At 64.3% G+C, this 12,609-nt stretch carries 6 protein-coding genes and 1 riboswitch; of the genes, 1 reads left to right on the top strand and 5 read right to left on the bottom strand.

Features of this window, described 5'->3' with window-relative positions; translation table 11 throughout:
- Nucleotides 1-358: 358 nt before the first annotated feature.
- The 5 genes from N539_RS0100120 to N539_RS0100100 all read right to left on the bottom strand — a co-directional run bounded on the left by N539_RS0100120 (nucleotide 359) and on the right by N539_RS0100100 (nucleotide 5,913).
- A complete protein-coding gene (locus tag N539_RS0100120) occupies nucleotides 359-1,993 on the bottom strand; it encodes a hypothetical protein (protein WP_197018299.1) in 1,635 nt (544 codons plus the stop codon).
- Nucleotides 1,994-2,118: 125 nt separating this feature from the next.
- Nucleotides 2,119-2,721: a DUF2199 domain-containing protein gene (locus N539_RS14635; RefSeq protein ID WP_081774103.1), complete on the bottom strand. Its 603-nt coding sequence runs from the start codon at nucleotides 2,719-2,721 to the stop codon at nucleotides 2,119-2,121.
- A gap of 66 nt (nucleotides 2,722-2,787) precedes the next feature.
- A complete protein-coding gene (locus N539_RS14630; RefSeq protein WP_051531057.1) occupies nucleotides 2,788-3,255 on the bottom strand; it encodes a lipocalin-like domain-containing protein in 468 nt (155 codons plus the stop codon).
- Nucleotides 3,252-5,189, bottom strand: a complete 1,938-nt coding sequence (thiC, locus tag N539_RS0100105; protein WP_028968617.1) for a phosphomethylpyrimidine synthase ThiC — start codon at nucleotides 5,187-5,189, stop codon at nucleotides 3,252-3,254. The genes N539_RS14630 and thiC overlap by 4 nt, the downstream gene beginning before the upstream one ends.
- A riboswitch (TPP riboswitch) is annotated at nucleotides 5,185-5,293 on the bottom strand. It overlaps the preceding gene by 5 nt.
- Before the next feature lie 71 nt (nucleotides 5,294-5,364).
- Entirely contained in the window at nucleotides 5,365-5,913 is a 549-nt protein-coding gene (locus N539_RS0100100; RefSeq protein WP_028968616.1) for an EF-hand domain-containing protein, read from the bottom strand.
- A gap of 409 nt (nucleotides 5,914-6,322) precedes the next feature.
- Between N539_RS0100100 and N539_RS17460 the strand changes: the two genes are divergently transcribed.
- A partial coding sequence (locus N539_RS17460; RefSeq protein ID WP_081774101.1) for an autotransporter domain-containing protein occupies nucleotides 6,323-12,609 on the top strand: 6,287 nt, incomplete at its 3' end.

Below are 12,609 nucleotides of genomic sequence, written 5' to 3'. Positions count from 1 at the left end.
CTCGGAAGTTGCCAAAGTTGGCAGCGACATGTGCGTGCAGGCGCGCGCGTACGCGAGGGAGTGGCGGCTCGGTCTAAGACCGGCTGCCACTGAAACTTCACCAATCTTCGCAGTGACGGCGATGTTTTGTGCGCCCGCTCCTTCGGCAGTGCACGGCCGACCGCGCGTGCTGCTGGATTGGTTTTGCTCGTTCGTCCGCCCATCGATCAGGGTGAAGCAAATCCGGAGCGAATAGGACAGCTTTTTGTGAGCGGCGATTAGCCCGCCGGTGCCGCTTGATCCTGCAATTCCATGCCTCGCAAAACTGGATTCCAAGCTGATGAGGGCGGGCCCTTGCCGGGTGCGGCCCAACCCGTGTTCAGGAAATCCGAAACTTTCGCCGAATTGCCATGACACCGAGATAAATAAGTGTCGCCGAGAAAATTGTCTGAGCCGTCGCTATCGCGCGTACCGCAATATCACCCACCTGCCCACTGCTACCCAACAGATGTTCTCGCCAAGCATTATGATCCTCTGCAAAGACGCCAATCGGAAGCGTTCGATTTAGCGAATACCCGAGCCCTTCTTCGATGCTGCGCCAATCGATAGAACCAAACCAGCTCATTCCACCAATCCACGCATAAATGAGCGCAAAGAGCGCCATTGCGGCGCCCAAGACGACGAATGGCCTGGATATCGACAAACCGTAATCAGCTAGTAGCCCATACAGGCTCGAAAACGACTTTTCCGATGCGGCGCTTTCGCCGCGTGCTCGACGGGCAATCAACTCAGCCCGGTGCCAAAGCTGCTCGCTTTGCACGTCACCGGCAGCCTCGGCGACCTTCCTCAAGGTTCTACACCCTGACTCAACGTCTTGTGCATGCTTCTGCTTGTTGAAAGTCTGCTCAGACTGACTTCCTACCGCGGCCAACTCTTTCTTGAAACTTTCCCGTCTCGACCGGTCCGAGAATGAATTCAGCGAGACCTTGCTCCTAAACTCAGCCTCTTGGAAAAGCTGAACGGGCGGCGGTTCGCCGCCCGCGATTTCCACGATGCCATCAAATTTGGATCCAGAGGCCGACGCACAGCCATAAGACGATGCAGGCCAAGTTATCTCGGCAAGAGTGAGGCGGCTTCTGAAGTCACATGCCAATAGACCGATTGACTTCTTTATCTCCGAGTCGACAAGAAGCACGTGGGCGTCAAACGTGCAGTTGATCCATTCAATCCATTCAATCGTCGAGCCTCCGATGGTGAGCGGACCTCTGACGCTGGTCTCAGTGATACTCAGCGATTTCGCATCACAATGATCTAATCGCACTATCGAGAGATCAGAATCGCTTACCTCCAATTTTTCGTGGAGTGAGCTGCCATTAAGGTCGAGCGAGTCGAGATTTGAGACTTTCTCCAAAATTATTGGTTTCGCAAACTCACACCATGTGAAATGAACGGTGCACTCTCCGCTGCCAGCATTCGCCCTTCCATAGAAGTTGAGCTGCTCGCCGAAGAAGCACCATGTAAATGAACGGTCGCCGCGCCTCGGAATGCTTCGAAGTTCCGAGTTGAACCGCACCCAGTCGAATGAAGCGCGTGCGCTGGAAACCAAGCGACGTTCGACGTCCAGTGGTAGGTGGACACCCGACAAAGTGGCGTCGCTGCCATCTCGAAGGGGACCGTTAGTAAAGAGCCCCTGCCAATACCGCTCCTTCGCCGCAAGAAGATCAGGTGCCGAAATTGCAGCTTGTTGCGATTCGGCCCAATCTTCCGGGACGAATAACACATGGAAAACTCCGTACTCGCCACAACCGATCAAAATTCCGCGCTCCAGCAAATCGGCGTCCGTCGCTTGATTCTCCATCGCGCGCAGAAATTCTTGAAGAGTTCCTCCTTGACCGGTTAGCCAAGAGCGATGTTTCGCTAGTCCCGGCCACGAGAAATCAGCCGCTCGCCATCGCTCCAACCATGGAACGTCGAAATCTGGTTGCTGCGTATCGCCTTGAGGATTGTTCGCCATGCCCTCCATGAAACTTGTCGTATTGGCGATGGCAAGTCTCGAAACACGGAAATGAGCGGGCTGAAGTCTAAATCACTCCGCCGCGGGGGCGTGAATCTCGCCACCTTCGTTTTGGAAGCGTTTGCTCACTGAACGGTGGGGCCGTGACCGTATGCCCGCAACAGGGACAGCATCGGTTCAGCGGTTATGCCGTCGCGCTGAGCGATCGCGAGCGGATGATCCTGGTCCTTTACGATTAGTCTGGGTCGCTGGCGATTTGGGTGCGGAAGCACGTGTACGCCTATCGGCTCTCCCTCGTCGAAGTAGATCTTGAGCCGATTGGAAAGCCACCCGAACCACGGCCCGTCGTCTTCATATTCGCCGTCGTCGAAGCCGGCGACGTACTTTTCGAAATTGGTGCGGCTGAGGGTGCTCCAGCATCCGAAGCCCCACGGTCTCTCCAGTCCATCAACGGGAATTTCGAGCAGGCTACGAACGAAGAAATGCTCGCCTTCCAGCACGCAAAAGTCTTCCGACAGGAAGTTGCCCTCCAGCCGCAGTGCCGAATTCGGTTCGTAGGTGGGTTCGTCGGGCCACGGATCGGGAGTGTGAGCGGCCATGTCCATCAAACCGTGGTGCCACTCGCCGCAGCAGGAACAGCGCCAATCCGACCTCAACAGCTCAAGCGTTGCGTCGTGCTGCTCAGCTGCGACGGCTCGTTTTCGAAGGCCAAAAAGACGGCGAATCATCCGGCGCGCACATAAATCTCGCCGCCTTCGTCGCGGAAGCGCTTGCTCATCTCGGCCATGTGTTCTTCAGCGAACCCGCCGCCACGCGACCGTCCAGTCTCGCACGCCCGCCGGCCAGGGCGGCGCCGGATGAAGCTCCAGGCGATCTCCCGAAAGCTTGAAGAAGCGCTTGCGGTCGGTTCCGATGCGGTTCGGCGACAGGTCGAGCTCGACGTGATGGACGACCACGCCCGCCGCCTCGTCGAGGGTATAGGTGCCGCAGTAAGCAACCATGTTGGCGAAGATGGCGCTGGCCTCGGCCGGGGTCGGGTGCGCGCCATCCACCCAGCGCGGCCGCTCGCTGCTTCCGATCATCGTGCAGACCCGCCCGGTGGCGGTATAGGTGATGTAGCCGCGGGGTCGGGGCCCAAGGTCGGGGTCCGGCCGTTCGTGGCCGTCCGCCATCCTCTGGGTCGCCGAGACCAGGCGCCAGGTGCCGACGAGCTGGGCCGTGGCATGCTGGGCCGCGGCGGCAAGGAGGAGGGCGAGGATCACTCCGCCGCCGGCACGTAAAGCTCGCCGCCTTCGTCGTGGAAGCGCTTGCTCATTTCGGCCATTCCAGCGTTCGCCACGGCTTCGGCGGACAAGTCGGCTTCCTCGAGCGTCCGTACAGCGGAGGCGTCACCCTCACCCTGCCCTCTCCCATCAAGGGAGAGGGTTGAAGGCGCGGCGGCGCCTTGTTCTTGCAGGCGCGCGAAGTCGCGGACTTCCTGGCTGATCTTCATCGAGCAGAATTTGGGGCCGCACATCGAGCAGAAGTGGGCGGTCTTGGCGCCTTCGGCGGGGAGGGTCTGGTCGTGGAACGCCTCGGCCGTTTCGGGGTCCAATGACAGGTTGAACTGGTCGCGCCAGCGGAAGTCGAACCTCGCGCGGGACAGCGCATCATCGTGGGCGCGGGCGGACGGGTGGCCCTTCGCCAAATCGGCGGCGTGGGCGGCGAGCTTGTACGTCACCACTCCGACCTTGACGTCGTCGCGGTCGGGGAGGCCGAGATGCTCCTTGGGGGTGACGTAGCAAAGCATCGCGGTGCCGAACCAGCCGATCATCGCCGCGCCAATGCCGCTGGTGATGTGGTCGTAGCCGGGCGCGATGTCGGTAGTCAGCGGCCCCAAGGTGTAGAAGGGCGCCTCGCCGCACACCTCGAGCTGCTTCTCCATATTCTCCTTGATCTTGTGCATCGGCACGTGGCCGGGGCCCTCGATCATCACCTGGACGTCGTGCTTCCACGCGAGCTTGGTCAGCTCGCCCAGCGTATAGAGCTCGGCGAACTGGGCCTCGTCATTGGCGTCGGCGATGCTGCCGGGTCGCAGGCCGTCGCCGAGGCTGAAGGCGATGTCATAGGCCTTCATGATCTCGCAGATCTCGGCGAAGCGCTCGTAGAGGAAGCTCTCGCGGTGGTGGGCGAGGCACCATTTGGCCATGATCGAGCCGCCGCGGCTGACGATCCCGGTGACGCGCTTGGCGGTCAGCGGGACGTATGGGAGCCTGACGCCGGCGTGGATGGTAAAATAGTCGACGCCCTGCTCCGCCTGCTCGATCAGCGTGTCGCGGTAGACCTCCCAATTGAGGTCCTCGGCGACTCCGCCGACTTTTTCGAGCGCCTGGTAGATGGGGACGGTGCCGATCGGCACCGGCGAGTTGCGGACGATCCATTCGCGGGTGTCGTGGATGTTGCGGCCGGTCGACAGGTCCATGACCGTGTCGGCGCCCCAGCGGATCGCCCAGACCATCTTGTCGACCTCGGCCGCGACGTCGGACGCGACCGCGCTGTTGCCGATGTTGGCGTTGATCTTGACCAGGAAGTTGCGGCCGATCGCCATCGGCTCGCTTTCGGGGTGGTTGATGTTGTTGGGGATGATGGCGCGGCCGCGGGCGACCTCGTCGCGGACGAATTCGGGGGTGACGTAATCGGGGATCGAGGCGCCGAAGTCCTCGCCGTCGCGGGTGACGAACAGCTCCTCGCGGCCGATGTTCTCGCGGATCGCGACATATTCCATCTCGGGCGTGACGATGCCGCGGCGCGCGTAATGCATCTGCGAAACGTTGGCCCCGGGCTTGGCGCGCAGCACGCGCTTGCGGGTGTTGGGGAAGGAGGCGACGCCGCCGGAGCGGTCCGGGCCGAGCTGCCCGTTGTCCTCGGGGCGGACGTCTCGCGCGGAAACTTCCTCGACGTCGCCGCGCGCGCGGATCCAGTCGGCGCGGAGCTCGGGCAGACCGGCCATGATGTCGATGCGCTGCTGCGGGTCGGAGTAAGGTCCGCTGGTGTCGTAGAGCACGACCGGCGGCTCGCCTGAGCTGGGCTCGAGGTCGACCGCGCGCATCGCGACGCCCCTGCCAAGACTTGGGCGCTCCCCGACGTAAATCTTGCGCGAGCCCCGGATCGGCCCGGTGGTAACGGTCAGTTCGGTGCGAGCGAGTGCGTCGGCCATGTTAGACTCCTCTTCCTCCGCCGGTGTCAGCCGGATCAGGTTCGACGGGTCTCCTGCTCGTGCAGGTTTCTCAAGCGCCGGCAGCGCTACCCCGGGGAAGAGTCGTCCTTAAGACGCGAAAAGGCCGCGCGCCATAGGAGACCGCGCGGCCTTTATCCAACGAACGCCGAGGCGCTTACTTCTTGGTGCGGGAGGCGATGGCGGCCTGGCGCTCGGTCGCGCTGATGGTGCCGTCCTTGTTGGTGTCGAGCTTGTCGAAAATGGCAAGGCGCGGCGCGCGATATTCGTCCGGGCTGATCTTGCCGTCCTTGTTGGTGTCGAGCTGGGTGACGATCGCGGCGCCGTTGGGCGCGCTCACCGGGGCGGTCGACGCGGCGGCCATGAACTCGGCCTTGTTCAGCTGCCCGTCCTTGTTGGTGTCGAGCTTGGTGAACTCGGCCTCGATGTTGCTGCGCCGGCGCGCGAGCTGCTGCTGCTGGATCTTGCCTTCAGTGGCCTGGGCTTCGGCGGCGCTGATCGAGCCGTCGCCGTTGGTGTCGATGTTCTTGAAGGCGTTGTCGAGCCCCTTGAGCAGCGCGGCGCGGGTCGGAGCGGCCTGGGCGGCGCCAGCGGGCTTCGATACGGCGGGTCTCGATGCGGCGGGCGTCGGCGCAGCGGTCGCCAGGGCCGGAGCACCGGCGCCGAGCGCGACCATCAACGCGAGCGAAACATAAGCTTTGGACAATTCGGTCTCCCCTGATCTTGAACGTGGGTGTGGAAAAAGCGCGGGCATCCGATAGCGAGTCGTCCCGGCGCCGTCGACGGGGGCTTATTGTCAGCGCCCGAACCTTGCTGCGAACTGAACTGCACAATTTCGCGGAACCCACGCAACCTATCCGCATACGCGCGCGCGCGACGCCGGCGGCACTGTTGCGGCTTCGCCACAGGGGGCCGCCGGAATGGCGGATATACGCAATCCGGATCAATTTTTTGGCTTTGCTTTTCCGACAATGCGGGCATAAGCCACGGTTAGAGGAATATCCCGCCTTGGGGGCGGGCTGCATTGCGTGCCGACTTTGCAGCCATCCAGGGAGGGGTTTTCCAAGCGTAACCAAAAGTCCGCGGCCGCGGCATTAAGAACAGGGGATACATTCATGAAGACCTCGCACCGGCGTATTGCGCTTCTCACCGGAGCCTCGATTTCCGCACTGGGTGTATCTTCGATTTTCGCAGCGCCGGCGTTCGCCGCGCCGCACGATGCCTTGGCCGACGGCACGCATGCCGGGACGAGCTCAACCGACCCGACGATCTCGATCTGCACGATCGCCGATAACGCGGAGTGTTTCTTTGGCGTCATCAACACCGCGGGTGGGGCGGCGACGGTCAATTCGGTCCCGACCGGCAAGATCGTCCAGCATGACGCCGGCGGCGACATCACGCTCGGCATGACCAACGCGGCCTACGACACCACGACTTATCCGTACCAGACCGCCGAAGTCGGCGCGATTTCGACGGGCGGGGCGAACGGCAACGCCAACATCGACGGCATCGCGATCTTCCAGCACGTCGCCACCGGCGACGACGTGGCGCTGAATTTCACCAACGACGGCAACATTCTGATCGATGCCATTGCGAGCGGCAGCGTCTATGCCAGCGCGCATATCGACAGCGGCGTTGCGCAGAGCATCGGCTCGGCCGAGACAGCGGCCGCCAATTTCGTCAACAACGGCAACCTGACCGTTTCCGCGGTCGCAACCGGATTCGGCGAAACCGCCGACGCCGATGCGAACGTCGCATTCGGCGCGTGGCAGTTCGCTTACGCCACCGTTGGCGACGCGACCGTCAAAATGCACAATTACGGCACGATGAACGTCAACGCCGTGGCGACCGCCTCCAACGCCGTCGGCTTCGCGAGCGCACAGGTCACCAACGGTATCTGGCAGTCGGCGCAGGCGTACGCGACGGACGCGGTGGCCAGCGCAGTGCTGACCAATGACGTTGACGGAGTCATCAACATCGGCGCCGTGGCGAATGTCCATTCGACGTTCGACGGCGTCGCCCACGCGGTCGTCGGCTTCGACACCACCTACGGCACCGATTATGCCGCAATCAGCCAGAAGGCGATCAACTTTGGCGGCGGCGCGGCCAATGTCACCCTCAATAATGGTGGTAAGATCGACATTGCGGCGGTCGCCGGTGTCGGGGCCCTCACCAGCCCTTACGGGACTGAGACCCCCACGTTCGCACGTGCGCACGCCGAGGTCCTCGGCGGCATTTATCAGCGGGCCGCTTCTTATGGCACCGCCTACAACAGCGGCGACGCCGCGGCGCTGATCGCGAACGACGGCACCATCGGCATCAACGCCTCGGCCGACGCGGTTGCGACCAAGTCGGCGTACGCCACCGCGACCAACAATTTCGGGGTTGAGCAGCACGCCTTCGCCACCTCCGGCAACGCGGCGGCGAGCATCACCGGCGCGGGCTCGATCGACATCGGCGCGCATGCTCGCGCGCTGGCGACCGATGGCGGCGACGGGTTCGCTTACGCTTCGGTCGACCATGGCATCATCCAGTCCGCCGACGCGTTCGGCGGCGGCAGCGCTCATGCCATGATCTCGCAAGCCGGCGGGATCGCCATCCACGCGACTGGCCTCGGATTCGGCGACGACTCCGGGTTCGCCAATGCCGCGGTTCACAGCGGGATTCTCCAGTCTGCATACGCGAGCAGCGGCGACGCTTACGCGACGATCAACCTCGCCGGCGACAACAGCGTCGTTGCCAATGCGACAGCGACGGGTGCCGACGGCATTGCGGTTGCCAACGCGACGGTGGGCGGAACGGTCCAGGTCGCGCACACCTACGCAACCAAGTCGGGCACTGGCGTTTCCTACACGACGCAAGCCGAAGGCGGGATCTCCCAGCTCGTAACCGCGGGCGGCGGCGGCAATGCAGTGGCCAACATCAACAACAGCGGGTCGCTGGAGGTTGGCGCGCATGCTTATGCGACGGCGCAGGAAACGGCCTTCGCCAGCGCGTTCGTCCAGCGCGGCCTGATCCAGGTCGCATCGGCGACCGGCGGCGGCAACGCGACCGCGAACATTTACAATACCGCCGATGCGGCGATCTCGGTTCTCGCCAGCGCAACGGCGACTGGGCAGGATGCCTACGCGACCGCGGCGGTGAAGTCCGGTCTCGTGCAGAACGCCATTGCCTATGGCACGGGTGCCAATGCGGCGGCCAATCTGACCAACGACGGCGCGATCGCGGTCGCGGCCAACGCGGCCGCCGACGCGACCGGCGTGGATGCCGGGGCCGAGGCCGACATTCTGTTCGGAGTGCTGCAATCCGCTTATGCGACCAGCGGCGATGCGAACGCGACCATCGCGAATGGCGGCTCCATCAACGTAGCCGCGGCCGCGACTGCCGATGCCGGCACCCTCGTATTGGGGGTTGGCCCCACGGCGACGACGGTCGTCGGTGACGCCTATGCGACTGCTCAGGTGCTTCTGGGCGTCGGCCAGGGCGCCAACGGCGTCAACGCCAGCGCGATCATCAATAATGGCGGTTCGATCGACGTTACCGCGTCCGCGAAAGCGCTCGGCGAAGGCGACGGCGCCGCTTATGCGACTGCCGGAGCCCTGGTTCTGGACGGAATCTCGCAGTTCGCTCGCGCTTCGGGGACCTTCACGACCCCAACCGGCACCGGCGCCACCGCGACCGATGTTACGGTTGGCGGTGTCGCTCTCGCCTCGCTGACCAATGGGTCGGCGATCAACGTTAGCGCGAATGCGGCCGCGACCGGCACCATCTCGGCCAATGCCTACGCATCGGTCGGCGCCGGAATCGCGCAGCAGGCGCACGCCAACGGCGGCACGGCCTCCGACCATGTCTACAATTCGGGCACGATCACTGTCGCGGCATCTGCGGATGCGGTCGGCGGAGCGGCGAACGCAGGTGCGCGGGTCCGGGTCGGCATCGTCCAGTATGCCACTGCAGACGCGGTGGGCACATCGTTCACAGCGACTCCCTATGGCTCGGCGCCGCTGGCCGGGGTTGCCGGGGTAGCGCACGTTTCGCTGACCAACGAGGGCACGATCGCGATCAACGCCAACGCGCATGCGACCGGCACCGGTGTGGCGAATGCCAACGCCTTCGTCGGCGCGGGCGTGCATCAGATCGCCAATGGCGATGGGCTTACGGTCGGGACCGGCGTGGATACGTCGCTGCTCGTCGCCGGCGCCACCGCCAACTTCGTCAATGACGCCACGCTGGAAGTCGGCGCGGCGGCCTATGCCAGCGGCACCAACGCCAAGGCTTACGCCACGGCGTCCTACGCCGCATGGCAGGAAGTGTCGGGGCCGGTTGCTTCGGCCAACATGACCAACAATGCCACGCTCGCCCTGGTGGCGACGGCGAGTGCGACAGGCACGAATCATGCCTCGGCCATCGCGAACGCCAACACCGCCATGTACCAGGAAGCGGACGGGCCGGGGGTCGCTGCGTTCATGTCGAATGCGGGCACCGTAACGGCAACCGCGAATGCGCATGCGCATGCGGTTGTATCGGCAACGGTCACCAACACCACGGGAACGGGCACGAGTGCCACGACCACGACCACGACGACCTTCTCCGGCTCGGCGCATGCCTGGGCGCAGGCGATCGGAATGGGTCAGGACGTCGGCGGCACGGGCAGCGCGACCATCGTCAACAGCGGCACGCTGAACGTCGGCGCGCATGCGACGGCGAGCGGTGGCTCGAACGCGGTGGCTACGGCCTATGCGACGGGCGTCTATCAGGAGACCGATCCGGTCGCGATCAACTTCGACAACAGCGGCACGATCAACGTGGCTGCGACGGCCGTGGCGACGTCCTATGCGACGCTCGCCGGGACCGCCCACGCCGGCGCGATCGGCTATCGGGGGTCGGGGTCCGGCGGCGCGGGTCTGACGGTTGCCATCACCAACGAGGATGGCGGCGAGATCAACGTCACTGCCAATGCGACAGCCCCGGGAACCGCGGTTGCGCATGCCCAAGGCATCCTGGTCTCGAACGAGGCGACGGTGACTACGGTTGCAGGCTCGCCACCGGTAGTGGTGACGAACGCGCAGCCGATCGACGGCGCGATCAACAACTCGGGCACGCTCAACGTCCTCGCCCATGCTTCGGGCGGGGTGGCTTCGGCGACCCATACGTTCGTGAACTACACGACCGATGGTCCGGGCACGGTGGTGGCGTCGACGACGACGACAACCACCACGACGCCGCTGAGCTCGGCATTGGCGACGGGCATCCGCGTCGATGGCGGCATCAACAACATGACGATCAGCAACTCTGGCTCGATCAATGTTGATGCGATTACGGAGAATGGCGGGTCGGCGACGGCGTATGGCATCCGGGTCACGTCGAATGGCGTGACGGTTCCGCTTGCCGGCGATGTCACCACGATCGAGAATTCGGGCGACATCATCGTCCGCGTCTCGACCGACGGCGGGACGACCTTCCACCGCGGCACCGCGATCGACGTGACCGACGCTCCCAACCGGTCGGTGATCAACCTCCTGTCGGGCAGCATCTTCGGCAACATCGAGCTGCAGAGCGACGCCGACACGATCAACGTCACCGGCGGCGAGACCTTGTTCAACGGCATCATCAACTCGAGCTGCCTGCCGGCGGCCGGGGTGGCGGCGGGAACCGGCGGCGGCGCTGCCGACAGCCCGGCGCTGAGCTCGTGCGGTGTCGGCACCATGAACATCAACAACGGCGGCAACTTCCACCTCCAGATCGATCCGGTGGATGGCCCGTCCTATGTGTTCATGAACACGCTCGACCTGCGCGCTCCGGTGGTGGTGGCTCCGGCCACCAGCGCTCCGGGGACGATCACCTTCGATCTTCCAGGCGCGGTTGCCGGCGAGGTGCCGGTGGGCACCTATCCGCAGGTGTTCGTCGAGAATGCGTTCCTCGACGGCACGCTGGTCGCGAACCTCGCTCCGGGGACGTTGTTCGACACCACGGTCTATCAGAACGTAATCGACGCCAACGTCCGCACCGGGACCTTCGACCAGTGCATCATCGGCGGCATTCCGGCCGACTCGCTGCTGCTCGACTTCGGCTGCGTCTACGACAACCAGAACAACGTCGATCTGGCGCTGACCCGGGTGCCGTTCAACGAGGTCCCTGGCCTCAACAACAACGGCGAGCAGGTCGGCGAGGGCCTCGAGTGCCTGTTCGACGTCACTTTGACCGGCGGCTTCGCGGATCTGCTGAGCGACCTGTTCCTGATCACCGACCCGGTGAACTACAACATCGCGCTCAACCAGCTCGCCGGGGCCAGCTACGCCAACTACCTGCAGTCGTTCTCGTCGCTGGGTGTCCATTATAACGACATCCTCGACCATGCGACGAGCTGCGAGGTTCCGGCGCTGGCCGGCTCGGTGCTTGAGTGCCGCGCCTCCTCGCCGATCCACGTCTGGGGTCAGCTCGACTATCAGACGAGGAAGGCGGACGGCGACAGTGAAGCCGGGACGATGAAGGCGAAGCGGTTCACCGGTCTGCTCGGCGTCGATGCGAGCGTCGGCAACGCCGCCATCCTCGGCGTCAGCGCAGGCATGGTCACCAACCACACCCGCGACCATCTGTTCGGCGACAAGGTCGATGCCGACGGCATGCAGGTCGGCGCCTACGGGGTGTACGATCCGGGCGCCTTCTACGTGAAGGGCGTGGGCACCTACAGTTGGTACGACGGCGACAGCCGCCGTCATATCGACTTCGCCGGCCTTGGCACCGGGACCAGCTTCGCCGCCACGGTCGACGGCGATCCGGACGTCAAGATGTACACCCTCGGCCTCCATGGCGGCGCCCGGTTCCCGATGGGCGGTGCCTCGGTCCTCACGCCGTACCTCAACCTCGATTACGTCCACGCCAAGATGGACGAGTTCATCGAGACCGGAGGCACCGGCGCCGAGCTTCACCTGGGCAACAACAAGTCCAGCCACACCTTCCTTACCGGCGGTGTGAAGTGGGCGACCCAGATGGGCGGCGTGGTTCCGGAAGTGAACGTCGGCTACCGCTACCGCTTCGGCGAACGGCGCACCGACATCTCGGAAGCGTTCATGTGCCAGATCGACACCTGCGCGTTCGACGTGGTGTCGGCGGCCCAGAAGCGCGGCTCCATCCTCGCCGGCCTCAGCATTGGCGGCAAGATGGGCCCGGTCGACGTGAGGGTCGGGTACGAGGGCGAGTTCAACGGCGACATCAAGAGCCACAGCGGGAACTTCAAGTTCGTGCTGCCGCTCGGTGGCCACGCGGCTCCGCCGCCGCCGCCACCGCCGCCGCCTCCGCCCCCGCCACCTCCGCCGCCGCCGGCAACCCAAACCTGCCCCGACGGCTCGGTGATCCTGGCGACCGACACCTGCCCGGCACCGCCGCCACCCCCGCCGCCGCC

This window comes from Sphingomonas sp. URHD0057, from assembly GCF_000620665.1.
GTDB lineage: Bacteria > Pseudomonadota > Alphaproteobacteria > Sphingomonadales > Sphingomonadaceae > Sphingomicrobium.
The sequence above is the reverse complement of the archived record's forward strand: the minus strand, read 5'-3'. Positions and strand labels throughout refer to the sequence as shown.